The organism is Kribbella sp. NPDC031520, from assembly GCF_055580825.1.
The window spans coordinates 1,034,409-1,060,979 of the sequence record NZ_JBVIKS010000003.1 but is presented as its reverse complement, the minus strand read 5'-3'; the positions used below and the strand labels follow the sequence as shown (position 1 = coordinate 1,060,979).

Sequence of the window (26,571 nt, the reverse complement as noted above, 5' to 3'; positions counted from 1 at the left end):
AAGCCGCGCTACATCACGCGAACCACCCGTACTCACAGTGAGTTCAGGATAGGTCAACGCCGCGTCATCGTTGTCGACATGCCGATGGATCTGGATCTGCGGATAGTGACTGCGGACATGCGATCAAGAGTTCCCAGGGTCTTCTTTCTGCTGCGACACGTTGATGTGTCCGGTGTGACTGGCACGGGCATTGTCGCGGAGGGAACCGAGTGGACGGACGGATCCGTGTCCCTCCGATGGCTCCACGAGCATGCTTCGACGACGTTCTACGAGGCGGGGGTGCGCGCGGTCCTTGCCGTGCACGGCCACCGTGGTGCCAGCGAGGTCGTCTACCTATCTCCATCTGACGGGTTAGAGCCCGTCGGCTCGTCGCTTGACCTTGTCTCCGCAAGCCAGCGGGCGGGCGTACCGGTCCCTGCACCTGCGCCCGCCCGCTGTTCCAACGGGCTCCAAGAATGCTCGACGTATGACACTGACGATCCTGGCACCAGGCCGTGAGTGACAAATGAGCGTTCACCCGCGGTCGCCTCCGACGGATCGGCGGGCGTGCGTCTGGTTCGGTACGCACCTCATCGCGGACTACGTTGGCGACCCGGACGATGTGGTCGCTTACGAGTCGGGCATACGCGGGCGATTCATCAGTCTTCGGGTCTCCAACGAGCCCGCAATGCCGCAGGTAGTTGCCTCTGACCGCAATCAGTTGCGGACGGCAAATGATCTGGCGGGGCCGGCGACGGTCATCCTCAGCCGTCAGCTCGCGGAGCGATCGCCGCGAGCTGCTGGTCCCGCCCATCACGGTCGTTGCTCGCGTCTTCCTTTCCCTTGTGGAGGGCTCGGCAGGGGCCGTTCAGATGGCGGCTGGCACGGGACGCGATGCGAGTCCGTTCCGTGTCAGCCGCTCAAGCACCGACGCGCGGACGGGTGCCTCGGTCCCGGTCGGCTGAGTGGCTGGGGCGTGCGCGCCCGGGCGAGCAGCCACTCAGCCACCGTCGTTCACCAGCAGGCGGGCGCACAGCCTGCAGAGCGGACGCACGCCCGCTGTTCCACCTCGATGATAGGAGCGCAGTGGATACGCCCGTAATCCCGCGAGATCGGCCGACCGTCGATCCAGCGATCGAAACCCATTACTCGAGCCGCTGGGACGAAGCGGCCCGTCTGAGCTCGACCGTAAAGGGCCGATTGGAACAGGCCCGCCTGTATGGCTTCCTTCGCCAGTGGTTCCCACCGCCTCCGGCTCGCGTGGCCGACATCGGCGGCGGTCCCGGTGTACACGCTGGTTGGCTCCGCGACCAGGGTTACGACGTCGTGCTACTCGACCCGGTCCAGCGTCACATCGACCAGGCCAATACAGCGGGCATCACCGCCGACCTTGGCGACGGACGCCGACTCCCATGGTCCAGCGAGTCGTTCGATGCTGTGCTCATGGCGGGACCGCTCTACCACTTGCCGGAGGCAAGCGACCGTCGCCTGGCACTTCGTGATGCGTTGCGGGTGTTGCGCCCCGGTGGCGTGCTGGCCGCGGTAGCGATCAACCGCGCAGCCAATCTCATCGGCTCCACGCTCGCCAATACGCTTCTGACGCGGCACGGCATCGTGCGCGACATCCTGGAGACCGGACACAGCGCCGCCAACGAGCGGATGGCGCACTGCTACTACCACCGCGAAAGCGAACTGCGCAGCGAACTCAGCAGCGCGGGCCTGCGGCCCGTGAACATCTTCGGTCTGACCGGTCCCGGTGGCTGGCTCACAGTCATGATCGACGCCCACTTCAAGAATCAGCCCTATACCGACAAGCTGGCCGAGCACGACCCGCTCGACACGGCGTTGGAGTGCTCGCGCTTGGCTGACCGGATGCCGGAGTTGGTGGCAGCCAGTTCGTTGTTCCTGGCCGTTGGTCAGAAGGGCTGAGTGTTGGTGTCCTGCTGCACGGTTGGCGAGATCTCAGCCGAGCTGGCCGTGCAGCTCGACGTACTCCTCTTCGGCCCGCAGGACCTTCGACAGGATCGCATCGGCGCTCGGCAGTGGATGGAGCGGGAAGTTCGACCCGTCCCACCTCAGTCGGCCATGCGTGGTCGTCGACGGCGGGATGACCACGGATGTCCCCGGCTCGACGTACTCAACGCCGGTAGCCAGCGGGCCGAGGTCAGTTTCGGGCTGGAGCGTGCAGGTGATCCAGTCGCCGTCCGGCAGCTTCATCGTCGGAGGCCAGATGCCAGGTCGATCCTGCTCGTACAGCCGCTTGCCGTAAGCGCCGGCGATCCGCGGCAGGCGCCAGATTGCCACGGTCGGGCACGACGTGACCGCCAGGTTCGGTGGCTCGGCGACGTCCCAGACGACCCGGGCTGCATCGACATCGGTGATCCAGCCGCCGGCCGGCGTACCCGCGATAGTTGCCGCCTGCACCGGAATATCGCGCTCCACGCAGGCGAGAGCCGTGTCCAACAAGGCGTTCTTGCGTCGAATCATCTGCCTGATCGTCCTCCCGTATCGGGAACATCATTGCCGCGCCACCGCGCGGCTTGTCAATCCGGACCTCAGCAGATCGCTGACTGTCTAACCAAGTGAGGAGCCGTACATGTCCCAAGTCGAACAGATGAAGATGCAGCTGCACGGTTTGGCTGACCAGTCGAGGCAAGGCGCAGCCAGTTTGGCGGGCTTCAAGGAGCGCTTCGAACAGTCCAGCCAGCAGGTGCAGGCACTGATCCGCGGCACAGCAACCCGTGCCGACCAGGACATCGCAACGATGCTGGACGCCGCCGCAAAGTCGGTCGACCAAGCCGTCCAGTCGCTGCAAATCGCAGAAGCCGGATGTCGCAGCTACGCCGACCAGATTTAGCCGGCCGAGGCAGCGCATGCCTTCTGAACTGCAGCGGGTCGCCGAGCAACTGCTCACCTGCCTGAACGAGGTCCCGCGGGCGGTCGGGTACCTGCATGACCGAGCCAGAATGTGCCGCGAAGCCGCGGTATGGATCGGGAGCACCGGTAACAACCCAAGCGCCCGAATTGCTGCAATGCAGCTCGATGTTGCGGCAAGGCGCTGCGAAGAGGCAGCCCAGTACTTGTCTCAGGCGGAGGCTCGAGCGAAGCAGTGGGTCGAGCAGATGGTGAGCGGCGTTCGAACCGCCGAGCCGAGCGGCGGCTTGAGGGGGGAACGGTTAGGGCCAGGTGGCAGCACGCCTCCCGCGGACCGGCGGCGTGACGACCATGACGACGAACCGGAAGCCAACAAGCCGGACAAGCCCGCGCGGGCCGGCGATGAGATGAGCTCGGAGGAAGATGAACCGCCTTCGCGCGGCACCGCCAACGATCGACCGCAGGACAGTGGCGCCACTGATGAGGCTGGAGATCAGCCGGAGCCCGCTCCGTTCATCGAAGGGATCTTTCGGCGACTACCCGAGCGGCCGGGAGACGTCGGGCGGACATCCGGAATTCTGACCAGGCCGGACGGTGGAGGCCTGATTCATGTGCGCAGCGGGACGCGAGGACCCGGAGGTACGGCACCAGGTCTCGGCGGCCGAACCGCCAGCCTCGACGCTGCGCGAGAACACGCGGAGGGCCACGCGGCGGCACTCATGCGGCGTGCGGGAATGCCTCGAGAAATGACCCTGTACGTGAACAAGCGTCCCTGCGGTGGGCGGTACGGCTGCGACAACACGTTGCCGTGGCAGTTGCCACCCGGTGCCAAGCTGACGGCCTATTGGCCAGGCGGCTATAAGGTCTACATCGGTGATGGGAGAGGACTCGCATGAACGACTTCTTGACGGCCTACTACGACGATGACGCGGGGCAGCAGCGCATCGGCAGCCAGGCCGAGCTCGACGAGCTGCTCGACCGAGTCGCAAGTCTGCCCCGGCCGACCTGGGTCGAACTGGTCAGCGCGGACGAACTCGCCACAATGAACATCGGGCTAGGGGCGGCCTTCAGTTCCTTGACGCTCTACGACGACGTCGATGGCTCCGCAAAGTACCGCTCAGCTGGCACGCTCGACGAGCCACAGGAAGCCACCTTCGACTATGGCGGCGTGCCGACGACCATGGGCAAAGGCAGCGCGATCACAGTGAAGGAGGCGCGTGCGGCGGCTTCCGAGTTCTTCGCCACTGGCAGACGTCCTGAGCTGGTGGTCTGGGAGCTGGCAGTCGAATGAGCGCTCCCTAGGTTGTACGCATCATCGCGGGATGAGAATCGGGAGACTGGTGTATGGCACGGTTCGAGGATCGAGTGGGTTTCGTGGAGGTTGAGCCTGACGGCTCGGGCCTCGTGTATCAGTGGCAGCTCGATGACACGCCTCACTCCAGCAGGGATCCGATTGTCATGGCCCGTTTCGTGGTCGGCGAAAGGCTGCTGAGAATCTTCCCAACGATGAGATCCGGCACGGGTCTAGTGCGTCAGTTCGACCGGCTCACTGAGCTGCAGATCGGCTACCCCGACGTGACGCAATGGGAACCAGAGCAGCTTGTGGACGAGGGCGATTCCGGCTTGGAGATGCCCGGGCTTCCCAAAGGGTTCAGCCGGATCTTCATGTACGGTCTTGGAATTCGACGCAGGTATCGAGGGCTCCTACAGAGTATCGAAAGGAGTACAGCTTGCACCGTTGTGCGGTTTGTCGAGACGCCGAGGGAAGGGCCCGAGGGAACCCTATTCAGGCTCCGCCTTGATCGGTTCGCTGGGTACAAGCACGCGGTCGATCTCAACCGGAACCGCGGCACTATCGTTGTTCACAGGGTCAACGAAGCCGAGGCGCACAATGCGATCGCCGACGTGCTTGGTCTCGAACCAAAGAGGCCGCCAATCGGCAGGAACCCCGTTATCCAGGCGATCACCCGCGAACTTCTCGGCGAACAGACAATCAACACAGAGGAACGCCGCCTCCTGATGCAACAGGCCGCGAGCGAGTCCCGAGTAGCAGCGGTCGAGGGTCCAGCCGAGTTCGGAAAGCTGCGCCAGGACATCGAACTCGTGTCGTTGGAGGTTCTCATCGAAGAGTTCGCCAGGGGACTCGCCAGCAGTCGGAACAAAGACGAGTCGTACTGGCAAGGCTTCTTCAAAGCCAACATTTTTGCGCTTCAGCAAGTCTTCGCGGCCCCGATAGCCCTCTACCAGGACCAACTCTTTGTCAAGGGTGTCAACGCAGACGGCAAGGGCGCCCGGATCGCAGACTTCATGCTGGTCAACACTGTGACACGTAGCGCACTCTTGGTCGAGATCAAGACGCCTAACGCTGACCTGACAGGTTCGCACTTCCGTGGCCGAGGCGGCGCTGAGGTCTATCCACCCCATCGCGACCTCGTGGGCGCGGTCGCGCAGCTCCAATCGCAGATTGAGTCCGCCCGAGTTCACCTTCCAGACCTTCTGGCGCGGACACGCGGCTGGGACTCGTTGGATACGGTTTCAGTGCGTGGAGCAGTGATTGTCGGCACGGCGAACACGCTCGGCATAGAGCAGCTGCATTCGTTCATGAGATACCGTGATGGACTCGCCGGCGTCGAGGTTGTCGCATTCGATGAGGTGTTGGGCCGACTCAAGGGACTGCACGCGCTACTCGCGAACTCTCCAGACGCTGACGGCAGCTAGGCACTCTTGCCTCGCCTTTCCTAACCGTGCGTCGAAGGGTTCGGATGCTGCCGGGGGCACCGATCATGCCCAGTGTGCGAAGCTTTCGCTCCATAGTCGCGCCAAGCGAAGCAGCTGCGGAGCGTTGGGGGGCGCGTCCACAGCGCAGGGGACGGAAGTGCAGGCAGCCGGTTCCTGGCTGGTGATGTCAACCCGGTGAACGAAGTTTGCATGACGCGGCGGAGGGCTCTCACGCTATCGGCCTCGGTCGCGGCCTCGATTGTCAGCGGGTCTGTACGACGAGCAATCACGTTGCGCGGTTTCGGGATCTTCGGCCGTAAGCGAGGCGAGTTGTCGGTGGCTCTGGTAAGACTTGTCTTGTGACGACCGTGCCAGCCTCGACCATCACTGCTGAGGACCGTAAGAAGGAGATGGAGCGAGCCGAGCTTCACCGGGTGATCTGGAAGATCGCCAACGATCTGCGTGGAAGCGTGGACGGTTGGGACTTCAAGGCGTATGTGCTGGGGATGCTGTTCTACCGGTTCGTTTCCGAGAACCTGACTGCGTACCTCAACGAGGCCGAGCGCAATGCAGGCAACGAGGCGTTCGACTACCGCTATCTGTCCAACGCAGACGCCGAGTTTGGGCGCGAGGAGACGGCCAAGGAGAAGGGCTTCTTCATCCTTCCTCAGGACCTGTTCGCGAACGTGCGTGAGCGGGCGAGCAAGGACGAGAACCTCAATGAGACTCTGACGCGGGTATTCACCAACATCGAAGCCAGCGCGGTCGGCACCGCTTCCGAGGACGACATCAAGGGTCTCTTCGCCGATCTCGACGTCAACAGCGGCAAGCTCGGCCCCACCGTCACCAAGCGCAACGAGAAGCTGGTCAAGCTCCTCGACGCAATCGGGTCGCTGAACTTCGGTAACGACGAGTTCAATGAGAACACCATCGACCTGTTCGGTGACGCGTATGAGTACCTGATGCAGATGTACGCGTCCTCAGCCGGCAAGTCTGGCGGGGAGTATTACACACCGCAGGAGGTCTCCGAGTTGCTCGCTAGGATCACCGTGGTCGGCAAGACCGAGGTCAACAAAGTCTACGACCCCGCGTGCGGCTCGGGTTCGCTGCTGCTGAAGTTCAAAAAGGTGCTGCCCAACGGGGTTAGGCAGGGCTACTTCGGTCAGGAGATCAACCTGACTACCTACAACCTTTGCCGGATCAACATGTTCCTGCACGACATCCCGTACGAGAAGTTCGACATGGCCCACGGCGACACGCTGATCGACCCGTACCACTGGGACGACGAGCCGTTCGAGGCCATCGTCTCCAACCCGCCCTACTCCACGCGCTGGGAAGGCGACGCGAACCCGCTGCTGATCAACGACGAGCGGTACGCTCCGGCTGGCGTGCTGGCACCGAAGTCGAAGGCCGATCTGGCGTTCACGATGCACATGCTGTCGTGGCTGGCGGTCAACGGCACCGCCGCGATCGTCGAGTTCCCTGGGGTGCTCTACCGCGGCGGCGCGGAGCAGAAGATCCGCAAGTACCTCATCGACAACAACTACGTCGACACCGTCATCCAGCTGCCACCGGACCTCTTCTTCGGAGTGACGATCGCAACCTGCATTATCGTGCTGAAGAAGTCGAAGACCGACAACAAGGTTCTCTTCATCGACGCCTCAGCCGAGTTCGCCAAGCAGGGCAACAAGAACAAACTCACCGGAGAGAACCAGGCCAAGATCCTGGAGGCGTTCACCCGCCGCGAGGCCCTCCCCCACTTCGCGACCCTGGTCGAGTACGGGACCATCCGCGACAACAACTACAACATCGCGGTCAGTTCCTACGTTCAAGCCAAGGACACCCGCGAGGCGACCGATATCAAGGCCTTGAACGCCGAGATCGCGCGCATCGTTGCCCGGCAGGCCGAGCTGCGCGCTCAGATCGACGCCATTATCGCCGGCCTGGAATCCGACGATGCGCCTCGGTGACCTGCTGTCCAAAGCCCCCGCCAAGGAGGAGGCGCAGGTCGAGGGCTTCCTCAACGGTCGTGGCTTGAGTTGGGGACAACACAAGACGATTGACGTCGGTCAGGTATTTCTGAACTTCCGATGTAAGACTTGCGGGGTTGTCCGGACATTCATGTCGGGCAAAAAGCTGTCCTGCCTGGGTGTCGGCGCCCGCGTGGTGAGCATCGACGCATGCCTCCAGTGCCCAGCGTGCGAGGCGACCGTCGAAGCTTGGTTCCTCGTGGTGTCCAGGGATGAACTGCACGAGCAAGCTCCGATAGTTCGTTTAGAGCGCTACGTGGACAACCGGCGCGACGTGGCCAGTCGAATCGGCGTCGGAGCGGGTGGCTTCGATGATCTGCTGGAGCGTGCGCAGCTTGCGTATGAGGAACAACTTGGCGCAGGAGCCATGGTCTATCTTCGGAAGATCTTCGAAGCGCTCACCATCCAGGTCGCCACCGTCGCGGAAATCTCGACCACCGAGAATGGCGGCCATCGCAAGTCGTTCCGCAAACTCCTGAAGGAGGTTGATGGGGAGCATCACATCATTCCGTCGGCATTTTCCAGTGACGGATACAAATTGTTCAGCGAGCTGAGCGAGATCGTCCATGGGGATTCGAACGAGGAAGTAGCCCTGCAGAAGTACGACCCCTGCCGAAGTCTGGTCATCGGCATCATCCAGAACGTTGCCAGCGATCAGGAGATGAAAAGGGCGATCAAGGATCTCGGTTGGAATCTGACGGGATTGGACATTCCTACGAGTGGGGAGACGGCGTCATGAGCGAGATTGACAGGCTAGTCGCCGAGCACTGCCCGAACGGGGTCCCGAGCCAACGACTCGGCGAGGTCGGGTCCTTCGTTCGGGGACGCCGATTCACCAAGGCCGACATGGTTGAAGTCGGCATTCCGTGTATACATTACGGGGAGATCTACACAGAATACGGCGTGTCCGCGCGGACCACCGTCTCGCATGTGCGGGAGGATCTGCGTCATCAGTTGCGCTTTGCCCGGCCGGGGGACGTGATCGTCGCCGGCGTCGGGGAGACAGTCGAGGATGTGGGCAAGGCCGTGGCTTGGCTTGGCGACGGAGAGGTCGCGATCCATGATGACTCATTTCTGTTCCGGAGCGAACTCGATCCGACCTACGTCTCCTACTATTTCCAGACCAGCGCCTTCCACGCCGAGAAGGAGCAGCATGTCGCCCGTGCCAAGGTGAAGAGACTTTCCAGTAGCGGTTTGAACAAAGTCACCATCCCGGTTCCTCCGCTGGAGGTGCAACGCGAGATCGTACGGATCCTCGATAAGATGGTTGATCTGCAAGCTGAGCTGCAAGCTGAGCTGCAAGCCCGCAAGCGCCAGTTTGAGTACTATCGCAATAAGTTGCTTACGTTCGAGGAGCGGGTGACGTGAGCCAAGGCGGCGGTGTGGAGGCACCGGATTCGGTGCTGCGCTACGAGCCCATCGCGGTGAGCGACGAGGCGACGGTGGTCGCGACGTACGAACCGGATGGCGGCAGCGATCAGGGCTACCAGTCTGAGGCCGAGCTTGAGGCGAAGGTCATCAAGTTGCTGGAGCAGCAGGCGTACGAGCGTCTCCACATCAAGTCGTCGGCTGACCTGGAGGTAAACCTTCGACGTCAGTTGGAGCTGCTGAACAATGTGGTTTTCAGCGACGACGAATGGAAGTGGTTCTTCGCCAAGAAGGTTGCCTCGAAGAATGAGGGCATTGTCGAGAAGACGGCACGTATCCAGGAGGACCCGATCCAGGTCCTGGCTCGTGACGACGGTACGAGCAAGAACATCAAGCTAGTCGACAAGGCGAACATCCATGCCAACCGGCTCCAGGTAATCAACCAGTACGAGACGGTCGGTGAGGGTTTCGGAACGGCTCGCAAGCACCGCTACGACGTGACCATCCTGGTCAATGGGCTGCCGCTGGTGCATATGGAGCTGAAGCGGCGGGGAGTGCCGTTGAAGGAAGCGTTCAACCAGATCAACCGCTACCAGCGAGAGTCGTTCTGGGAGGATGCTGGCCTCTTCGAGTACGTCCAGCTCTTCGTGATCTCCAACGGCACACACACCAAGTACTACGCGAACACGACTCGTGCCCGCAAAGTAGCTGAGTCCGAGGGCGGCAAGCGTGGTCGGAAGCAGACGTCGAACTCGTTCGAGTTCACCTCGTGGTGGACCGACGCGGAAAACCGGCGCATCAGCGACCTGACCGCGTTCACGCGGACCTTCTTCGCCAAGCACACGCTCCTGAACGTGCTGACGAAGTACTGCGTCTTCGACGTCTCCCGCACCCTGCTGGTGATGCGGCCGTACCAGATCGTTGCGGCTGAGCGAATCCTGCGGCGGGTGGTGTCCTCGACGACGGCGACCGGCCCGGGGGCCGGCGGCTACATCTGGCACACTACAGGGTCGGGGAAGACGCTGACGTCGTTCAAGACCGCGCAGCTCGCGTCAAAAGTGGAAGGTGTCGACAAGGTCATCTTCGTGGTGGACCGCAAGGACCTCGACTACCAGACGATGCTGGAGTACAACCGCTTCGAGAGGGACTCGGTCAACGGGTCCCGCTCGACTGCCGAGCTCAAGCGGCGACTCCAGGACCACAACGCCTCGATCATCGTCACGACGATCCAGAAACTGTCGCGGTTCATCGAGCAGAACAAGGGCCACGAGATCACCAAGGCTCATTCGGTGTTGATTTTCGACGAGTGTCACCGGAGCCAGTTCGGTGGCATGGGGACCGCGGTGCGCAAGGCGTTCCGCCGCTCCCACCTCTTCGGGTTCACCGGAACCCCGATCTTCCCGGAGAATGCGGGCGGGGCGACAAGCGACACTACCGAGAAGATCTTCGGCGACCGACTACATAGCTACACGATCGTGGACGCGATCAACGACGGAAACGTGCTGCCCTTCCGCGTCTCCTACCAGAACACCGTGCGGGCTGCAGACGACGTCGAGGACCTGCAGGTTTCGGGGATCGACACCGAAGAAGTGCTTCGCCACCCCGAGCGAATTCGGAGGATCGTGGGGTACGTCCTCGACCATTTCGATACCAAGACCATGCGCACCCAGGGGTACAGCCTGGGTGAGAAGCGAGTGCGTGGCTTCAACGCGATGCTGGCGACCGCGTCAATCCCCGCGTTGAAGCTCTACTACGACGAGTTCACCCGGCAGCAGACCGATCGTGCAATCGCTGACCCCTCCTACCAGCCGCTGAAGATCGCTACGATCTTCAGCTACGCGGTCAACGAGAACGAGGAGGTCGGCGGCATCCTCGATGACGAGGCTATGGACGCGGACCAGCTCGATGCCTCCTCGCGCGACTTCCTCGAATACGCGATCAGCGACTACAACGCCGCCTTTGGCACGACGTACGATACGTCGACTGCGAAGTTCGAGAACTACTACAAGGACCTCGCACGTCGAGTGAAGGATCGTGAGGTCGACCTGGTCATCGTGGTCAATATGTTCCTGACCGGGTTCGACGCAACCACCCTGAACACGCTGTGGGTGGACAAGAACCTCAAGTCCCACGGGCTGATCCAAGCATTCTCCCGCACCAACCGGATTCTCAACTCGGTCAAGTCCTACGGCAACATCGTCTGCTTCCGCAATCTGGAGAAGGCCGTCGACGACGCCCTGATACTTTTCGGCAACTCCGAGACCCGCGGATTGGTGCTTCTCAAGCCGTACACCTACTACCACGCCGAGTACTTCCGCCTGGTCGAGCAACTCCTGGAGCAGCGTCCACCCGGAACCGAGCCATTCGGCGAGACCCAGGAGAAGGCGTTCGTCGTGCTCTTCGGTCAGATCCTCAAACTGCGCAACATCCTGACGTCCTTCGACGAGTTCGCCCATGACGACTTGCTGCCACCGAGGCAACTTCAGAACTACACGAGCGTCTACAACGCACTGTGGGAGAGGCACCGCAAGCGCGACACCGGTGAGAAGGAGTCGATTCTCGACGATGTCGTCTTCGAGATCGAGCTCATCAAGCAGGTCGAGGTCAACATCGACTACATTCTAATGCTGGTGCAGAGGTGGCGTGACGAGGGCCAAGCCAACATGGCAGAGGAAGCCAGGTCGCCACTACGTGCCATCGAGGACGCTGTCGACGCCAGCCTTTCGCTGCGGAACAAGAAGGATCTGATCATGAACTTCGTCGACTCTATGTCGGTCACCGGGGAGGTCAGCGACGACTGGCGCATCTTCGTCACCCGACGACAAGAGGCCGAACTCGCCGAGATCATCGACGCGGAGCGCCTCCGGCCCGAGAAGACGAAGTCGTTCATCGAAGCGGCCTTTCGCGACGGGGCGATCGCGACCAATGGAACGGCGATCACCCAGATCCTGCCACCGGTCTCCCGCTTCGCGAAGGATAACAATCTCGGAGCCAAGAAGCAGCGCGTCATCACGAAGCTGAACGCATACTTCGAGCGCTTCTTCGGTCTGGCCTGAAAGACACCGCCACCGCGGTGACCTGTCTTTCCGGTGGGACTACGGCCGGGCTGCCAGAGTTCAGGGTCAGTCGTGCCGGCCTCGTCACCAGGCCTGCAGGACTTCAGTGACGGTGGGTGCGTTTCTCGCGTGCGTAGTTCGCCAGTCGAGTCGGCCTCGGTGCTGCAACTGCCCTACGAGGACGATGGGCGCGATCTGAAGGCGCGCCGCGGTTGTCTCGAGCCACGGTCCAGTGACCCGTTCGGGCAGTGGGCCGAGATCCGAGCGAAGGATCCATTTGGTTGCCCGCCCGCTTGCCTTCTCCTCGTTCGTCCACTCCGACTCGGGTCGTTCTCTCGACCGGTCTTCGACTTCCTCGACGATCGGGTGGTCAGGGTCGACGTGGCCTTCGGTGAAATGGGCGATCTCATGGAGCAGCGTGAACATGACGATGTCCAGTCGCTTGCCACGCCCAGACAGGCCGATCACTGGAACGTCGTCGACGAACATTGCGCAACCGTCGATTTTCGCGCCCGGAAGGGCGTCGACATACACGAGCCGAACCCCAGCGCCTTCAAGTAGGTCGGGCAACTCGCTGAACGCCTCGGGCGAGGTCAGGCGACGGGGGAGTGCCGCACCGAGCTTCGCGAGCGCTCCCTTCGAGTAGACCTTCCTGGGGCGCCCGTAGGCCAGCGCTTCACGTCGTACGCAGTATCCCCAAGTCGTTTGAAGCGCAGACAGTGCCTCGCCGTGATTGGAACGCTTGGCTGCGAGGCGCAAGGCTGGTTCGTCGTCCAGTGACTTCAGATCGAACAGCTCGCGTACTTCGACCTCGAGTTCATCGAGCGTCCGGCCGATGAGGATGCCTCGTTTTCTGAGCAGCGAGACCGGACCCTTGCTGTTGAGACGGGCTCGCCGCCGGACGTCGTCCAACTCGCTTTGAGTCGCCTTGTCCTGACGCTGCTTCCACAAGAAGTAAGTGTCTTGCAGCTTCAGCCACATCTCGGCGGACGTCCCGAGCGCGGCGCCGATCTGCGCCGCGGATTCGCGGGTGATCTCCTTCTTGCCTGAGATGATCTCCGAGACGAACTGCGCCGGCCGGTCGAGGATCTCGGCGAACTCCGCCTGAGTCCAGCTGCGGGCCTCAAGTGCGTCAGCGAGGTGCTCCCCGGCCGGGAAGACCTCCGCAAGTGCAGTCTCCATGACAAGTCCCTCTAGTGGTAGTCGGAAATCTCGAGGAGGACCGCCGTGCGGTCTCCGTCAGCCCTGAAGGCCAGGATCAGCTGGAACCGATCGTTGAGCGGCATCGAGTACTGGCCGTCGCGATCGCCGACGAGCTGCTGTATCCCCAAGCCGTTCATCGCGTACAGGTCCTGCTCGTCCTTGGCCCCGTAGATGAGGTTGACCTTCTTCCGGTAGGACCTGATGACGTCGCGGTCCCACTTCTCGGGGGCGAAGTCCAGCTCCTCGGCAAGCCGCCTCAGCGCGTCACCGCGGTACTCGATCTCCAACACGCCTCCCCTCATCACCCCTGCAGTGAAGTGCAGATCGCAAGAGAATCGTAGCTGTGAGACGTACCGGGCAGCTCTCGGCGCCGGCGTGCGATTACTCGCTATACGGTATCCACCCCTTGGGTGACGCGCCGTGTGCGATACTCCAGTGTGGAGGCCGATGACGGCCTTCAAGCCGAGAAGGGAACGACCAAGATGTCGAGTCCGCATGAGCAGGAGAAGGCCGTCCCGCCGGGGCACCTCGTTGTCACGGTGCATGACGAGGACCGCGGTGGCGCGCCGATCACCATCGACGACGGTCCAGGAGAGAAGATCTCCAAGGTCGTGGCCGAGCTCTACACCACGCTCGGCTACAACCCGGAGGCCTCCGACCGCATCGTTTGCCTGGCGACCGGTGAGGACGTCCGGCAGTACGGCGAGATGCACCTCCGCGAGTACGCCGCCGGTAAGTGCGGCGACCTCGTGTGGACCTTCGCGAGGTCCACCGGTGGCGCGGGTGTCTGACCCGACGCCGGTCGATCCCGAGGTTGCGTCCGCTCTGCTGCGGACGCATCTCGGGGACTTCTTCGCCGGCTCTCACCACGTCGCACGGACCCCAGGGTGGGAATACGCCTTGACCGATGACCAGCTCGTCGCGATCGTGTCCATCCCCGCGCGTCAGCTTGAAGGACACCAGCACGCCACCTACACAGTGCGACTCGACGCCACCTACTACGACACGTGGCCGGTCGCCGCGACCTTCGTTCGCAAGACCGAGGATGGCTGGGTCCGCGCGAGGCTGGGGACGACTGAGTTCCCGTTCATCTGCGGTTCACCCGGGGCACCGTCGCTGCCCGGTGTCAGTCCGCCGTTCGAGTTCGCCCTTCACGACGACTACACGTTCCCGGGAGATGTGCACGACCAGCTGATCTGCTTTTCCTACAGCTTCGGCTACTACTCGGGCCACAACCCAACCGAGAACCAGAAGTGGCGACCTGGCAGCGACAGGCTGGACGCCACCCTCAACCGTTTGTTCACAGTATTGAACAGCCCGGCGTACGTCGGTCCGTCCAACGAGGCGGCCGCCGCGTGACTACCGCACTGCTGATCCCGGAGTCGACCTGGGAGACCGTGTTGGACCTGTTCTCGACGCACCCGCCCGGCGTCGAACGGGTCGTGTATCTCGACGGCTTTGCGATCGACCACCGCGGATACCCGGGCGCCAAATACACGCCTCTGGTGGCGGTCACGGTCACGGTGCCTGACGCGGTCTTGCGGCCGCAGAACTACATCGTGCCGGCCGAGGCCATCAGCGAGGCCGGCCGCCATCTCCGTGCCGAAAGGATGATGCGGGTGGCTCAGGTGCACACGCACGGCGACGACTGGGTCGAGCATTCCCCGACCGACGACGCTCAAGCGTACAGCCAGCGCGATGGTGCCATCTCGATCGTTGTGCCGTTTCACGGCTCGAGACGGCCGACGGTCGCCGAGTGCGGCATCCATGTGCGCACTCCTTCGGGCTGGCGAAGGTCGGACACCGCAACGGTCGACGCCGTCGTGCAGATCATTCCCTCCAAACTCGACCATCGGAAGGCGATATGGCCGAAGAACAGCATCTCGAATGGCGGCACCTTCTGCCGATTCCTGGCCAGGACGAAGGCTCGGCTCAGGGGTCTCATCCGCTCGACGTCGTAGTCGAGATCGACGAAGCATGGGCAGGTCGTCCGGTGGTCCAACGCCTGTCCTGGATGCTGGTCACCCTCATCGTCCGTTCGACGGCGGAGGTAGTGGGGCACCTATACCTCAACTGCCCTGACATCGCTCTTCAGGCCGGGGTTGACCCCGTTGAGCCGGGCGGTGGCCCGTCTCTCACCGCGGCCCTCCGTCGTGCCGCGAACACCTTCGGCCCGTCAGCCTCCCCGATCACCGCAGATGCCGAAGTGGCCTCCGCCGATGTCGTGTTGCGGATTGGTTCGGTCAAACGCGACGCCAGCCCCGCTGTCCGCGTCCTTCACGTGTCGGCCTCGGGATGGACAGGTGCGGTCTCACAGTCGGCTCTAGAGGTTCTCGCACCCGACCCCGCCGACGAGTGCCCGATCGGTGCGTACGTCGCCGCGTGCCTCGCGGCGGGCGAGGTCTTCATGCTCGCCAGAATGCGGGACGAGCCGCACCAAACGTTGGCGCTGAACGGTTGGACGCTGGAGCACGTCACTGGTGAGGTGGGCTCTCTCGCGACCAATGTCGGGACTCCCGCGGGTGAACTCGACCACGTCCTAGCCGGCGTAGGCGCCGTAGGAAGCGCGTTGCTCCTCACCTTGTGGTCCTACGAGTCGGTGTCTGGGACGATTCGCGCCGCAGACGCGGATGGGATGGGTATCGACCTGACAAACCTGAACAGATGCGTACCGTTCAGCTACGACGATCTCGGGAAACCGAAGGCCGTTGTTGCCGCTGCTCGGCTGTCCGGACGGCACGGGTTCGTCGTCGAGCCGACCTTCGGGCCAGCTGAAGACCTGGTCGGGCCACAGAGCCATCTGATCAGTGCGGTCGATACGCCGGAGGCGCGCCAAGCATTGCAGGACAAGTACCCGCGGTCCGCCGTACAGGCCTCAACCGACGGGCTGCGTCTCGAGTGCCTCAGGGTCGACCCAACTGTTGGCACCGCATGCCTGCGGTGCTTCAACCCGCCCCGGACAGCAACGTCCGATGCCGAGATTCGTGCGCGCGTTATCCGGATGGACGACGTCGAGCTCGCCGCCCATGCGCAGGCGGTCGGAGCCCAATCGGACGAGGTTCGTGAGTGGGCCAGTGCCGGAGGCTGCGGAAGAGTTGGGGAAGCCCTCCTTGACCGGCTGCGGCCGTCGGGCGGCTCGGCGGCACAGTTCTCTGTCGGGTTCGTGTCCGTCCTTGCTGGTGTCCTGCTCGCAGCTCAGGTCATCAAAGACTCTGTCCGGCGCGAAGGCGATCCGGTCGCGACCGCGGTCGGAGTTCCACTTGATGGACAGGTTGCAAGGTATGTCCTCAATCTCTACGCGCCCTCGAACCTTGCCGGCGCGCGACCGTACCTGCGCGACAGCTCCTGCCCATCGTGCGGCGGCCTCCGCTCAGAGATCTGGGCCAAGCGTTGGACCGGTTGACGCCAGACGACACGCACTCGACCTCGGCCGTAGGCCCGAACCACATCCGCCTCCATGGTCGACCGACGCGACGCTTACCCGAAGCCGGCGGGTGTCGTCTATCAGTCGGTCGTGATGGATCTTCCGCAACGTCAGATCGGCACCACTGTATGCACGCCAGGGACCGACATGCTTTCTCCGGTGGTATGCGCGCCGATCACCGAAGTGTGTATCCGCCGCTGTCTACGGAATCCTGACTGCCAGACAATTGAGTAACCGACTGCTACTGTGTGCATGGGTGGAGGGGTTGCTGGGTTCGCAGAGCTGGTGCGAGAGTCCGGTGACCAGCAGAGGGGGCGAATATGGCTGGGCTATTTCCGAGTGACCATTACGAGGGTCCGAGGGCTCGCGATCGCGTCATTCGTGATCCGGTGCACAATTATGTTTACCTTCCGCTCGAACTGAATGCTCTGATTGATCATCCTCACGTTCAGCGACTCCGAAGGGTGTCGCAAACCTCGATGTGTTCTGCCGTCTATCCGGCTATGACAGGTACTCGGTTTGAACATGCGCTAGGAGCGATGCATTTAGCGGGAGTGGCCTGGCGGCGGGCATGGTCGAACTCGCCGACAGTGCAGGCAGACATGATCGCCGACGCCTTTCGTTGGTTCGAATCGAAGAATCCGGCGACCTTTGACCAGGCGACCCGGTCCTGGATCGCGAGCAAGGAACGGTTTAGCGAAGATTTCGCGCACCAAATTGAGTTGTCAATTCAGGCGGCGGCGCTCTTGCACGATATAGGTCATCCACCTTACTCGCATGCATTAGAGGACTTCTTCCTGCGACATCTTGAGGAAATTACTGCAGATATCGACGACTTCGTGCGCCGGCAATGGTCGGAACTCCTCGCCGAGGTAGATCCTGGTTCTGGATTCCACGAATGTGTCGGAAGGCTACTGCTCGACGCAATTGATCCTCGGGAGTACGCCCAAGAAGTATCGTGGCTGCTCGTTCGGGCAATATTGACGGCATCCGGAAGTGATTGGGTCAACTGTCTGCATGACATAGTTTCCGGCGAAGTTGACGTCGACCGCATTGATTATCTCGTGCGTGATGCGCATAAGTCTGGAACGGAATTCGGGGCTATCGACGTCCAGCGACTCATGGACTCACTTGAGATCCATCGCGCGGAGCGCGACTTGCATGTCCAATGGAGGACCGGTTTCGGGCTTCGGGCCATCTCAGCCGTTGAAGGATTTTTGGACATGCGAGTGCAGTTCTATCGCTGGGTGATCTACCATCCGCACGCGGTTGCGGCCAACCGAATCCTTAATCTCGCATTAGAGAATGGCGCCGACCGAGCAGGCCTCTCGGAAACTCCGGGTCAGTGGCTCCGAAGGTTGAACTATTTTGCAATCGAGTTGGGCTCTGCCTCTCTGCCTCACCATTATAGCTACGTTGATGACTCCACCATAATAGAAGCGCTTAAGTCGATGCGCGCCCAAGTTGCCGGCGGGACGTCGTCATCAGACCGTAGATTGCGGTGTCTTATAGATGCAACCATTGATCGACGGCCGAATTGGGCGCCGGTTTGGAAGTCCGAGCACGATTTCGTTGAAGTGTCTGCGCGCGTCCTTCCAAGCTTCCTTGATCGCGTGCGCGAAGAAGAGCACAATCTTAAATTGAAGCTCCATCATGCGCAGTCCGAACGTGCACTGGCGGCTGAAGTGGGCCATGACGCACTGCTTCTCAGGCATATAACGAAATTTCTCGAAGGCTGTCCGCCCATTGATGAAGACAAGGGCGCTGCAGCCGCGATGAACTACGTGGCCGACCGTCTACTCGGCACACGCCTGCTAGGCGATCGATTCACGAAGGAAATTCTCCTTGCCGAGGCCCTCGATGATGCGACGAGCGAGCTTCGTTCAGCCGGACACGCCCTGCCTGAAGGTGGATGGATTGTGGGACATGCTCCGTTGAGTGCTGTGCGTCTCGGCGACACCAGCACTCATTTGTTTGAGGGCGACCGCCGCATACCCGCCATCGAAGCGAGCGCGCTAATTCACGGATTACAGTTCGTGGATCAGCGGCGTGTGTCGCTATTTGTGTACTATATGGCTTTTGATGGTACGACTATGCGTGCTGGCCGAGAGTCGTTGTTTAAGAAGACTCTAACGGATCTGTTCTGTGCAGTGTTCCCGGGCGCCGCAGCAAGGATATTGTTTGCGTTGATGCACACGCTCAATGATGCTGAGCCGGGAAGCGAAGGGCGATGATCGAATGAGATTGTTGAACACGTGGGTGGAAAGCGGCCCGCTGCCGAGCGATCTGGCGAGTGCTGAGCAGATTCTCGATGAGGTTGGCCGTGCGCGACCGAGGAATTATGTTCCGGATCTCTATATCGCGAGATTGGCGCTGGAACACATTGCGGACTCGGAGAGCGGCGTGGGTATCGAGGAGATACTGCACTTTTTGCGAAGCCAGCTTCCGGTTGGCAATGTTCCCGGGGAGGAGCGTCGAATCAGAGAGATCGTTGCGATGCTGTTCGCCATGAACTTAGCTAGCATTGATGTCGATGGCCTAGCTCGCGTGCTTGTTCGGAAGTGAGCTGAGACTTGATGGATTGGTTTATTGCTGTTTCCGATCTCATTGCGTCTTTGATCTGGCCGATCATCGTTCTCGTCGTCATCCTCGTCTTTCGGCGTTCTATCGAACAAGTAACTCGAAGAGCGGCCGACCAGATCATGAGTCGAGCAACGAAGGCGACATTTCAGGCCGGCGCAATCTCTGCGTCGTTCGAGATGGCAGCTGCTCGCGAGCGCCGTGATCTTGAGATGTCTCCAGTTGTCGTCGCGCAGGTTGAACCGGTTTCGGAGCGACCACAGATGACTATGGCGCGGAGTCCCTTCGAACGGGTCACCGCGAGCCTCGACATTGTCGAATCCGCATTACAGAGACGTCTCGAGGAGGTGTCGTCCTCACCTACCGACGCGGATGCGGTGACCGCGGCAGAACTGCTCGCGATGAATGGTAACTTGCCGCGCAGCGTCGTTACCGCGGTGCGCGCCCTGGACCGCCTCGTGAACACGGCGAAGGAGCTGGGGATCGAGGAACTTTCCGATGAAACCGTTGAGCAGGTCGTTCGACTGAGCGATTCGATTCTGGCCCGAATCCCACCGGGTTAGCTGGTGGTTATCTCTCGGAGCTCCGCCCGACGATGCCCGCCGAGCCGCTCGGAAGTCCAGCGCAGTCTCGGGCGGCCGACATCCTGGCTGTCTGGCCGGGGCTGCGGGCTTGGCGCGGTTGTGGCGTTGGGTGCTGGTTCGGGGTAAGGCGTGGAGAACGTGTATGCGTCGTTGGGCTAGGCAGATGAGGCTCACCGAGCGCGTGAGTGCGGGCGAGGTTGACGGCAATCCCAACTTGGCAAAGGATGCCTGATCGCGTTCTGTGGCTGAGTTGACAAGGCGGTCGAAGGACACGACTTGTACGTACGCCTTCGCCGCCTCGTTGAGGCCGAAGTAACGGCGGCCGTCATGCGTCCGCCCTAGTCTCACGATCGAGGAATCTGACTCCGCTGGCCGAAGTGGCCGATGCGCGAACCGGCATCTGGCTCGTCGTGCCCAAGCCTCGTTGTTTCGTGGCTTGGCGGGTTGTCAGGACCTTTCCGACGGGGAGCCTAGGCGCGACACTGTGGTTCGTCGAGACAGACCGGTTGGTCCAACGATGCGAGGAGACGGTGTGGCGTTCGTTCGAACCCCGACCGGCGAGGCGAGCTATAGCTCGCCGGGGGAGCTGTATCGAGACCTTCCCCGGCGGCCGGGGGCGGTTGCAGGACTGTGGGCGCATCAGTCGGAGATGCTCAAGACTTTCACAGCAGACGCCAACACGCCGGACATTGCGTTGGAACTTCCCACTGGAACCGGCAAGACATTGACGGGCTTGCTCATCGCCGAGTGGACGTGCCGGAGTCGACACGTGCGTGTTATTTACGCGTGCCCAACTCAACAACTAGCCCGCCAGGTAGCTGCCGTCGCCTACCGCGAGGGAATCGGCACGGCGCTGCTCGTGGGCCGGCACACTGAGTGGCCCGGCGCCGAGGATCGGCGCATGGGCTGATGCTTCTCGGCACGCGCACGAGGTTGCACGTCGCGCCGGAACCGGCGAGTCGGCTACTAAGGGCTATCGTGCCTACTGGACTTATCTTGAAGCCGTCTGGACCGACCAAGCTGCCGACGAGGCTGGTGACGCAGCTGGCCGGACAGCGGCGCATGGACTTGTCCGGCTCGCGGAGCAGATCTTGGGTCTCGGATCGTGGGTTCGTCAGATGGCGCTATTCCCCGCAATGCATCGTTCCCCTCTCAACTCTGTGGATGCTCACGCTGTCAATGTGATTGCGGCGATGCTGAATGGAGGCATCAACCAGGGTGCCGTTCGACGTCGTATCGAGCACATACGGGCTGGGCTTGAGCAACGCGATCCAGGCAAGTATGAGCCAGCCCTGACTGAGCTGGGGAACCTGATCGGCGCAACTGCTTCCAAGCCAGCAGCACACGGGCGATGCGACTCGACATGGTGCTGGGCAACGAGCTCTGGCTGGCGATCGAGGCGAAGAGCGACCACGAACCTGCAGGTGCCGTGCCGCACAAAGACATCCGACAGGCGAACGATCAGCTCAGATTGCTGGCCTCCGACCGTGCTGTGGATGCCCTGCCACCCGGCAGTGCGACCGTCATCATCTCTCCGAAGCCTGGGATCCATGACGATGGAATTTCGGGGCCTGAGCCGCATGTGCACCTGGTTGCCCCGGGGATCATGACGGAACTCGCATACGACGTCGCTACGGCGTGGGACGAGCTGCTAACCAAGACGACGAATCGGACCTTGCCCGAGCTGCGTCAGCTCGTCTCCGGCACGTTCGATGTCCGCGGGGGTGTCGCTTTCACGAGTTCACGAGCGCCTTACGTTCGCCCCCGTTGCGACGAAGCATCACTTGTCGTGGCCGGCGTGAGGCAGCCACCGTCCATGGCCTCAGGGAGCGCGCATATACGCATGCCGGTGGCCTATCAAGGTGGCGAGCGATTGCCGCTGATCGCTAGGATCTCTCATTGAGCGACTAAGCGATCGCAACGCAGACCACGGATGATCTGCTGTAGTGGTGAGCGTTGCCTTTACACAGCACAATCAACAGAAGACCACGACTGTGCACACTCAGGGATGCGAAGCCTGGCGCTGTGAATCCGCAGGTCACGGGTAGATTTGGCAATTGATGAACAACGATGAGTGCATTCCTGCCAGGGTCCGCGGGTTGTGGGTTCGAGTCCACGGGACCTACAAAGCTCAGGTCTGAGCATCTTCGCTCGTCTGGCGGCTTCGCCTACGCAGCCTTTACGCACGCTTTCGCCTGAGCGGCCCAGGCTGCGCGTGCTCGGAGGCGGTAAGCGACCTGATCCAACCGGCGTTGCCCGGTCGTTGGATGCGGGTTCGTCATCACGCTGAGCCACATGCCCGTCTCCTCGCTTCGTGTCGCGGCCGGCCGCCGCCGACAGCGAAGCCCAGGTCCACGTCGGTTGTCAGCACGGGCGACGTGCTGGCCCGAGAGGTTGGGCCGGCCGAGAGGATCACGCAGATCGGGGGCTGGCCGGATGGGAGATCGCGTGGGGCGCATCGCCGGTACTGGGCGATGCGACGGGTGTGCCGAAGGTGAGACGACCGGCTGCGGTGTTGTCCGCGCGGTAGGGATGAGCTGCTGTCCCGGCCTTGGAGTGAGCCGGATACTTTCGGTCAGGGTGTTGTGCCGAATTGGTGGTGGTTGGTGATGGTCGCCTGGTTCAGCGCCACGGTGTAGATGGCTACCTCGTCGATCGTGCCGTCGAAGTAGGCGGGGGAGTTGGGGTCCAGGGTGTTGATCGTTGCGCCGACGGAGAAGCCGTACGGGTCCAACACCGTCGTACGGACCGCTGTCTGCGATGCCAGCGCGACGCCGTCCACGTAGATCCGGATCGAGGTGCCGTCATAGGTCGTCACGAGGTGGTGCCAGAGCCCGTCGTTGACGGCGGACGCCGGCGTGAACGTCTTGTCGGAGCCCGTACCTCCTCCCCAGGCCGTCATCGACGTCCCACCGGCGTTCAGGCTCAGGGAGAACTTCTGGTTCGTCGCAGGCGTGCCGTAGTCGAACAACATCTGCTTCGACGAGCTCGTCGTCTTGAACCACAGCTCCACGGATCGGGCCGAGGCGCCGACCGGGAGACCGGTTGTCCCGACCGCCTGCGCGAAGTCGTTGAGGCCGTCGAACCGGGCGGCGGTGTCGGAGCTTCCGTTCAGTGCGCCGGTGACGCCGAGGCTCACGCCGTTCTTGTAGTCGGCGGTGTTGGTGCTCAGGCTGTCAGCGGCGCGGGGGTAGGTCGAGAGGTTCACCTGGAAGTTGTCGAGCTGCAGACCGGTGGTGTCGCTCTGGCCGACGATCGACGCGGTCGATCCGAGCCGGACGCCGGCCCGGCCGGCGGCAGTGATGGGGGACGGGTCGGACGCCGTCGCGATGACGACACCATTGACGAACATGCGGATCGTCGATCCGACCATGTCGAGCCGCAGCCGGTACGTCTGCCCGACAGCCAACGATTGCGCGACAGCTGACGTCAACAAGCCTGGCGTGCCGTTGACGTACCGGAGCAGCTGCCATTGGGCGACGCCCAGTGCACCGAGGTGATACTGGGCGAGGTAGAACGTGCCGCTCAGACCGCTGCCGAGCTGAACGCGGCCTTCGATGCCGACATCGTCTAGCGCCAGGACCGACTTCACGGTGACGTCGGCCTCAACTGAGTAGTCAGGGCTCGGCGGCGTGGCTGAGGTGTAGTAGCTGGCGACGCCGGTGAGCGCGGCGGTCTGGCGAACCCGGCCCTGAGCAGTGATCACGGCGGTGTTGAGGTCCGCCGCCCACCTGGTCCAGCTGGTATCGGAGGTGTGAGCCGACAACTCAGTGCCAGCCGGGGCAGTGAACTTGTCCGCGGAGATGAGGTTGGTCGCGCTTTCGCCGAAGCGCCAGAGGCTGAGAGCGCCAACCGTTGTGCTGACGGCCCCGGCGTAGCTGACGATGGCGACGTTGGCGTTCGTCGCGATGTACTGGTTCCCGACCAGGTCGGTGATGACGTACCGGTATACGTAGCAGGTATCGGTGATCACTTGGTCGTCGACGTACGGCGAGGCGGGGCTGAGCGGGCCTATGTCGGCAAAGGCGCTGTAGCTACCGGTGGCTGGGCAGACGCCGGCGCTCGTGGCAGCCGCCGAACGCTGGAGTTGGCGGCTGGCGATGCCTGACCCGGTGTCGGTGCCGGAGGTGAACGAAAGCTGGACCGACGGGCTCGGCTGATAGCCGGCCGCGTAGCTCAGGGAGCCACCGGTCGGTGCGATGGAATCGTCGACGAAGGTCAGCGGCAGGCTGCTCACGTTGCCGGCGACATCGCGACCACTGATGGTCTCGGTGGGCGAGCTTGTTGTCGCGGCCGGCCAGCTGAAGGGGTTGGAGAGATACGGGCCGCCCGCGGGCGTGGAAACGCTCGACGCGGTGTGGGTCCAGGTCGGCCCACCGGTCAGGGCTGTCGTCGTACTCGCGGCAGGCCCCGAGCCGGCGTCGGTCACTGCGTTGCGCAGGCGGAACGACCCTGCGGCGAGCCCGCGGTAGAAGATTGTGTTACCGCTGAGCGCGGCGTTGCCTGCGACAACGGTTACCGTGACGGCGTTCACGGGGGCGACGACGTCCGATGTGACCTGGTTGCTCTTCGTACTCTCGAGGCCGCGCCAGTTGGTCCCCACGCGTGGTGTTACGGAATAGACCCACTGTCCGGCGGGCACCGCGGATTCCGTGCACGTCGTGGCCGTGACCGTGCAGACCAGTTGCGGAGTCTGGGTCGCGACGTCGTAGCGGGTGACCAAGTAATTCGCCACCGCCGTGCCGTTCGCGAGGGTACTTGCGGCCCAGTCGACGGTCACGGTGTTGCCGACGCCACTGGCGGTGGGTGTCGCGCCCTGGTCAACCGTTGTTGCCGCGGCTCCGCCCGCGCCTGCGGTGGAACCGCTGGTCCAGTACGCCGCAGCGTTGCCCGCGAGCAGCGTCATGGCGACGGCGACAGCCACAACAGTGCTGGTGAGTTGCCTCAGCTGGCGGACGCGGGCGGAACGGCGCTCAGCTGCCCGGGTTGTCATCAGCCGGCCAACAGGAACACGGTGAAAACTGCGCCCTGGCAGGCGTTTGCCGCCGCGGCGTTCATCGTTAGTGCAGCGGGCAGATTCAGCGGGAGGGAGCCGTCCACGGCACCGAGCTTCGCGGGTACGCTCCAGCCGACTCCGCCATTGGTTTGCTGGGTGTAGCTCAGCGTTGAGACGGCGCATCCCGCGTGCGCGGCATCGACGGCGAACCCGCCCGTGCCGGCGCCCATGTCCAAGGAAAGCGTGGTGATCCGGACGCCGAACAGGTTCGGGTTGGATATCGTCAGCGCCACGCCGGCGGTACCACCGGGACTCAGCTGGGTGGTCGCCGTACCGGCGGTCATCGTGATCGACAGCGCTCCCTCGACCGTGCCGATGGCCCTTCCGTCACCTGATCCGGGCCAGTATGCGTCGGCGCTCACGGCAACGACGGCGGTGAGCGTGCTGAGGGCGAGGATGGCCGTCCAACGCGCCCGGCGCCTCATGACGTCGGCTCCAGGCCGGTTCCGCTCACCTGGAGCCGGATCACGACGTTCTTGCACCCGTCCTGATTCGTGGGCCGATCCAGCATGGTGACCTGAGGCCAACGGGCCGTCGGGAATCCCAGTTCGGCAAGACTGCTGGCGGTCTTCGCGGGGAGGCGGAAGCCGTACTCGCCGGAAAACTGCCGGATCACGAACTGACTCGGATCGCAGGCCACCTCAGCACCGTTGTGCGCCTTGACGTCAGCCACCTGCACGGTCAGGCCCGTGATGCTGAGCGGGACATCGCTTCCATTGGTCAACACCAGCAGGACCGCCGCTGTCGACGTCGGCGTGAGAGCGCCGGCGACCCTGCCGCTGATCGCGAGACGACCAGCCTGCGCAGTAGCTGAGGCCGTCCCGGTCACGGCGTCCGGCTGTTTCCCGGGGACTTGCTGGATGGCGCCGGGGGTATCGGTCCCCCCGGCGAGGAGCGCGACGAGCGGGACGATCCATCGGGCGAGTCGCCGCTGGTGTGTCCTTCTCATGATGTCTCCCGGGCGTCGTCGGTGGTACGTCGATGTCGAGCAGCCAGTGGGGTGACGACCTCACCCGTCACCCCACTGGCTGGCATACAGCCGGGCTGCTACACGGCGGTGATGGTGAGGTTGATGGTGGTGTCCTTGCAGCCGTCCTGGTTCGAAGCGGTGTTGAGCATCTGGACGGTGCCGCTCAGCCTGCCCAGGTACGTCGTACCGGCATCCCGGGTGAAGGCGGTGTCGCCGACGGGGAGATCGAGGCCTACCGCGGTGGGTTGGATCAGGGCGAAGTCGTCAATCGTGCATCCCACGGCAGCCTCGCCGGCCGCATGGTCTGCTGCTGTGCCTCCGCTGCCCGTGCCGGCTGCGTTGGTGTAGGTGACGCTGGCCTTCGCGATCGTCACCGTGGTGATGTACTGCGGTGTGGTGGCGCCGTTGGTGATCGTGTAGTTGACGTCCTGCGCCGGGCTTCCAGGCGTCAGCCCGCTGACCGTACCGTCCTGGGTGACCGTCATCGCGACGCTGGTGCCGGTGCTGCCCTTCGCGGTCCCCCCGCCGGCGGTGGTCCAGTACGCATAGGCGATGCCACCGACCGCGAGTACCGCGACAGCGGCCAGGGGAATGAAAACTCGCTTCTTCCTCAGGATCTTGAACATGAGAATCTCCTTCGTGGTGCATGTGATGCCGTTGAGCGCGCCGATCTGGATCGGGCGGCAGCGCGTCGGTTCCGCCTGATCCTGAGACTGCGGCTCCTGTGGT

At 62.8% G+C, this 26,571-nt stretch carries 25 protein-coding genes; 18 read left to right on the top strand and 7 right to left on the bottom strand.

Annotated features, from left to right (window positions below; translation table 11 throughout):
- Nucleotides 1-1,065 precede the first annotated feature (1,065 nt).
- Nucleotides 1,066-1,908, top strand: coding sequence for a class I SAM-dependent methyltransferase (locus ACZ5BU_RS20430; RefSeq protein WP_465700962.1), 843 nt, complete (start codon nucleotides 1,066-1,068; stop codon nucleotides 1,906-1,908).
- A gap of 33 nt (nucleotides 1,909-1,941) precedes the next feature.
- Here ACZ5BU_RS20430 and ACZ5BU_RS20425 read toward each other — a convergent pair whose 3' ends face one another.
- Nucleotides 1,942-2,466 (bottom strand): hypothetical protein, encoded by a 525-nt coding sequence (locus ACZ5BU_RS20425; protein ID WP_465700960.1) that lies wholly within the window; start codon nucleotides 2,464-2,466, stop codon nucleotides 1,942-1,944.
- Between the two features lie 109 nt (nucleotides 2,467-2,575).
- On the opposite strand from ACZ5BU_RS20425, the gene ACZ5BU_RS20420 reads away from it, so the two are divergent.
- The 8 genes from ACZ5BU_RS20420 (at nucleotide 2,576) to ACZ5BU_RS20385 (ending at nucleotide 12,025) form a co-directional block, all read left to right on the top strand.
- Nucleotides 2,576-2,836, top strand: a complete 261-nt coding sequence (locus ACZ5BU_RS20420; protein ID WP_465700958.1) for a hypothetical protein — start codon at nucleotides 2,576-2,578, stop codon at nucleotides 2,834-2,836.
- Between the two features lie 16 nt (nucleotides 2,837-2,852).
- Nucleotides 2,853-3,749, top strand: coding sequence for a DddA-like double-stranded DNA deaminase toxin (locus ACZ5BU_RS20415; RefSeq protein WP_465700956.1), 897 nt, complete (start codon nucleotides 2,853-2,855; stop codon nucleotides 3,747-3,749).
- Nucleotides 3,746-4,144, top strand: coding sequence for an Imm1 family immunity protein (locus ACZ5BU_RS20410; RefSeq protein ID WP_465700954.1), 399 nt, complete (start codon nucleotides 3,746-3,748; stop codon nucleotides 4,142-4,144). The genes ACZ5BU_RS20415 and ACZ5BU_RS20410 overlap by 4 nt, the downstream gene beginning before the upstream one ends.
- A 53-nt stretch (nucleotides 4,145-4,197) precedes the next feature.
- Nucleotides 4,198-5,571, top strand: a complete 1,374-nt coding sequence (locus tag ACZ5BU_RS20405) for a Shedu anti-phage system protein SduA domain-containing protein (protein WP_465700952.1) — start codon at nucleotides 4,198-4,200, stop codon at nucleotides 5,569-5,571.
- A 410-nt stretch (nucleotides 5,572-5,981) separates the two neighbouring features.
- Nucleotides 5,982-7,541, top strand: coding sequence for a type I restriction-modification system subunit M (locus ACZ5BU_RS20400; RefSeq protein WP_465701085.1), 1,560 nt, complete (start codon nucleotides 5,982-5,984; stop codon nucleotides 7,539-7,541).
- On the top strand, nucleotides 7,528-8,340 hold the full coding sequence (locus ACZ5BU_RS20395; protein WP_465700950.1) for a hypothetical protein: 813 nt from the start codon (nucleotides 7,528-7,530) through the stop codon (nucleotides 8,338-8,340). Before ACZ5BU_RS20400 ends, ACZ5BU_RS20395 begins: the two co-directional genes overlap by 14 nt.
- Complete coding sequence (locus tag ACZ5BU_RS20390; protein ID WP_465700948.1) at nucleotides 8,337-8,969, top strand: restriction endonuclease subunit S; 633 nt, start codon at nucleotides 8,337-8,339, stop codon at nucleotides 8,967-8,969. The genes ACZ5BU_RS20395 and ACZ5BU_RS20390 overlap by 4 nt, the downstream gene beginning before the upstream one ends.
- A complete protein-coding gene (locus ACZ5BU_RS20385) occupies nucleotides 8,966-12,025 on the top strand; it encodes a type I restriction endonuclease subunit R (RefSeq protein ID WP_465700946.1) in 3,060 nt (1,019 codons plus the stop codon). The genes ACZ5BU_RS20390 and ACZ5BU_RS20385 overlap by 4 nt, the downstream gene beginning before the upstream one ends.
- Nucleotides 12,026-12,109: 84 nt before the next feature.
- Here ACZ5BU_RS20385 and ACZ5BU_RS20380 read toward each other — a convergent pair whose 3' ends face one another.
- Nucleotides 12,110-13,207: a HigA family addiction module antitoxin gene (locus tag ACZ5BU_RS20380; RefSeq protein WP_465700944.1), complete on the bottom strand. Its 1,098-nt coding sequence runs from the start codon at nucleotides 13,205-13,207 to the stop codon at nucleotides 12,110-12,112.
- An 11-nt stretch (nucleotides 13,208-13,218) separates the two neighbouring features.
- Nucleotides 13,219-13,518, bottom strand: coding sequence for a hypothetical protein (locus tag ACZ5BU_RS20375; protein ID WP_465700942.1), 300 nt, complete (start codon nucleotides 13,516-13,518; stop codon nucleotides 13,219-13,221).
- A 192-nt stretch (nucleotides 13,519-13,710) separates the two neighbouring features.
- On the opposite strand from ACZ5BU_RS20375, the gene ACZ5BU_RS20370 reads away from it, so the two are divergent.
- The 9 genes from ACZ5BU_RS20370 (at nucleotide 13,711) to ACZ5BU_RS20330 (ending at nucleotide 21,719) form a co-directional block, all read left to right on the top strand.
- On the top strand, nucleotides 13,711-14,019 hold the full coding sequence (locus ACZ5BU_RS20370) for a hypothetical protein (RefSeq protein WP_465700940.1): 309 nt from the start codon (nucleotides 13,711-13,713) through the stop codon (nucleotides 14,017-14,019).
- The gene (locus ACZ5BU_RS20365; protein ID WP_465700939.1) at nucleotides 14,003-14,587 is read left to right on the top strand and encodes a hypothetical protein; all 585 of its coding nucleotides are present in this window, start codon (nucleotides 14,003-14,005) and stop codon (nucleotides 14,585-14,587) included. The genes ACZ5BU_RS20370 and ACZ5BU_RS20365 overlap by 17 nt, the downstream gene beginning before the upstream one ends.
- Complete coding sequence (locus tag ACZ5BU_RS20360) at nucleotides 14,584-15,189, top strand: hypothetical protein (RefSeq protein WP_465700937.1); 606 nt, start codon at nucleotides 14,584-14,586, stop codon at nucleotides 15,187-15,189. Before ACZ5BU_RS20365 ends, ACZ5BU_RS20360 begins: the two co-directional genes overlap by 4 nt.
- A complete protein-coding gene (locus tag ACZ5BU_RS20355) occupies nucleotides 15,093-16,631 on the top strand; it encodes a ThiF family adenylyltransferase (RefSeq protein ID WP_465700935.1) in 1,539 nt (512 codons plus the stop codon). The genes ACZ5BU_RS20360 and ACZ5BU_RS20355 overlap by 97 nt, the downstream gene beginning before the upstream one ends.
- Nucleotides 16,632-17,254: 623 nt before the next feature.
- Nucleotides 17,255-18,886, top strand: coding sequence for an HD domain-containing protein (locus ACZ5BU_RS20350; RefSeq protein ID WP_465700933.1), 1,632 nt, complete (start codon nucleotides 17,255-17,257; stop codon nucleotides 18,884-18,886).
- Complete coding sequence (locus ACZ5BU_RS20345) at nucleotides 18,855-19,217, top strand: hypothetical protein (RefSeq protein WP_465700931.1); 363 nt, start codon at nucleotides 18,855-18,857, stop codon at nucleotides 19,215-19,217. Before ACZ5BU_RS20350 ends, ACZ5BU_RS20345 begins: the two co-directional genes overlap by 32 nt.
- An 11-nt stretch (nucleotides 19,218-19,228) precedes the next feature.
- Entirely contained in the window at nucleotides 19,229-19,795 is a 567-nt protein-coding gene (locus ACZ5BU_RS20340; RefSeq protein ID WP_465700929.1) for a hypothetical protein, read from the top strand.
- Between the two features lie 538 nt (nucleotides 19,796-20,333).
- Entirely contained in the window at nucleotides 20,334-20,726 is a 393-nt protein-coding gene (locus tag ACZ5BU_RS20335) for a DEAD/DEAH box helicase (protein ID WP_465700927.1), read from the top strand.
- Between the two features lie 441 nt (nucleotides 20,727-21,167).
- Nucleotides 21,168-21,719: a hypothetical protein gene (locus ACZ5BU_RS20330; RefSeq protein ID WP_465700925.1), complete on the top strand. Its 552-nt coding sequence runs from the start codon at nucleotides 21,168-21,170 to the stop codon at nucleotides 21,717-21,719.
- Between the two features lie 672 nt (nucleotides 21,720-22,391).
- Here ACZ5BU_RS20330 and ACZ5BU_RS20325 read toward each other — a convergent pair.
- From ACZ5BU_RS20325 to ACZ5BU_RS20310, 4 genes are all read right to left on the bottom strand, one after another.
- On the bottom strand, nucleotides 22,392-24,809 hold the full coding sequence (locus ACZ5BU_RS20325; RefSeq protein WP_465700923.1) for a LamG-like jellyroll fold domain-containing protein: 2,418 nt from the start codon (nucleotides 24,807-24,809) through the stop codon (nucleotides 22,392-22,394).
- Nucleotides 24,809-25,297, bottom strand: a complete 489-nt coding sequence (locus ACZ5BU_RS20320; RefSeq protein WP_465700921.1) for a hypothetical protein — start codon at nucleotides 25,295-25,297, stop codon at nucleotides 24,809-24,811. Before ACZ5BU_RS20320 ends, ACZ5BU_RS20325 begins: the two co-directional genes overlap by 1 nt.
- Nucleotides 25,294-25,821 (bottom strand): hypothetical protein, encoded by a 528-nt coding sequence (locus tag ACZ5BU_RS20315; protein ID WP_465700919.1) that lies wholly within the window; start codon nucleotides 25,819-25,821, stop codon nucleotides 25,294-25,296. Before ACZ5BU_RS20315 ends, ACZ5BU_RS20320 begins: the two co-directional genes overlap by 4 nt.
- Nucleotides 25,822-25,919: 98 nt before the next feature.
- Nucleotides 25,920-26,468, bottom strand: coding sequence for a hypothetical protein (locus ACZ5BU_RS20310; RefSeq protein ID WP_465700918.1), 549 nt, complete (start codon nucleotides 26,466-26,468; stop codon nucleotides 25,920-25,922).
- Nucleotides 26,469-26,571: the final 103 nt, after the last annotated feature.

What these genes read in the sequence shown, in the direction of transcription:
- ACZ5BU_RS20415 (WP_465700956.1), top strand. Translation starts at nt 2,853, where the DNA reads ATGCCTTCTGAACTGCAGCGGGTCGCCGAGCAACTGCTCACCTGCCTG.
- ACZ5BU_RS20420 (WP_465700958.1), top strand. Translation starts at nt 2,576, where the DNA reads ATGTCCCAAGTCGAACAGATGAAGATGCAGCTGCACGGTTTGGCTGAC.
- ACZ5BU_RS20335 (WP_465700927.1), top strand. Translation starts at nt 20,334, where the DNA reads ATGCGAGGAGACGGTGTGGCGTTCGTTCGAACCCCGACCGGCGAGGCG.
- ACZ5BU_RS20395 (WP_465700950.1), top strand. Translation starts at nt 7,528, where the DNA reads ATGCGCCTCGGTGACCTGCTGTCCAAAGCCCCCGCCAAGGAGGAGGCG.
- ACZ5BU_RS20390 (WP_465700948.1), top strand. Translation starts at nt 8,337, where the DNA reads ATGAGCGAGATTGACAGGCTAGTCGCCGAGCACTGCCCGAACGGGGTC.
- ACZ5BU_RS20410 (WP_465700954.1), top strand. Translation starts at nt 3,746, where the DNA reads ATGAACGACTTCTTGACGGCCTACTACGACGATGACGCGGGGCAGCAG.
- ACZ5BU_RS20425 (WP_465700960.1), bottom strand. Translation starts at nt 2,466, where the DNA reads ATGATTCGACGCAAGAACGCCTTGTTGGACACGGCTCTCGCCTGCGTG.
- ACZ5BU_RS20380 (WP_465700944.1), bottom strand. Translation starts at nt 13,207, where the DNA reads ATGGAGACTGCACTTGCGGAGGTCTTCCCGGCCGGGGAGCACCTCGCT.
- ACZ5BU_RS20370 (WP_465700940.1), top strand. Translation starts at nt 13,711, where the DNA reads ATGTCGAGTCCGCATGAGCAGGAGAAGGCCGTCCCGCCGGGGCACCTC.
- ACZ5BU_RS20355 (WP_465700935.1), top strand. Translation starts at nt 15,093, where the DNA reads ATGGCCGAAGAACAGCATCTCGAATGGCGGCACCTTCTGCCGATTCCT.
- ACZ5BU_RS20325 (WP_465700923.1), bottom strand. Translation starts at nt 24,809, where the DNA reads ATGACAACCCGGGCAGCTGAGCGCCGTTCCGCCCGCGTCCGCCAGCTG.
- ACZ5BU_RS20320 (WP_465700921.1), bottom strand. Translation starts at nt 25,297, where the DNA reads ATGAGGCGCCGGGCGCGTTGGACGGCCATCCTCGCCCTCAGCACGCTC.
- ACZ5BU_RS20310 (WP_465700918.1), bottom strand. Translation starts at nt 26,468, where the DNA reads ATGTTCAAGATCCTGAGGAAGAAGCGAGTTTTCATTCCCCTGGCCGCT.
- ACZ5BU_RS20350 (WP_465700933.1), top strand. Translation starts at nt 17,255, where the DNA reads ATGATCGCCGACGCCTTTCGTTGGTTCGAATCGAAGAATCCGGCGACC.
- ACZ5BU_RS20405 (WP_465700952.1), top strand. Translation starts at nt 4,198, where the DNA reads ATGGCACGGTTCGAGGATCGAGTGGGTTTCGTGGAGGTTGAGCCTGAC.
- ACZ5BU_RS20345 (WP_465700931.1), top strand. Translation starts at nt 18,855, where the DNA reads ATGATGCTGAGCCGGGAAGCGAAGGGCGATGATCGAATGAGATTGTTG.
- ACZ5BU_RS20340 (WP_465700929.1), top strand. Translation starts at nt 19,229, where the DNA reads ATGGATTGGTTTATTGCTGTTTCCGATCTCATTGCGTCTTTGATCTGG.
- ACZ5BU_RS20400 (WP_465701085.1), top strand. Translation starts at nt 5,982, where the DNA reads ATGGAGCGAGCCGAGCTTCACCGGGTGATCTGGAAGATCGCCAACGAT.
- ACZ5BU_RS20330 (WP_465700925.1), top strand. Translation starts at nt 21,168, where the DNA reads ATGCGACTCGACATGGTGCTGGGCAACGAGCTCTGGCTGGCGATCGAG.
- ACZ5BU_RS20315 (WP_465700919.1), bottom strand. Translation starts at nt 25,821, where the DNA reads ATGAGAAGGACACACCAGCGGCGACTCGCCCGATGGATCGTCCCGCTC.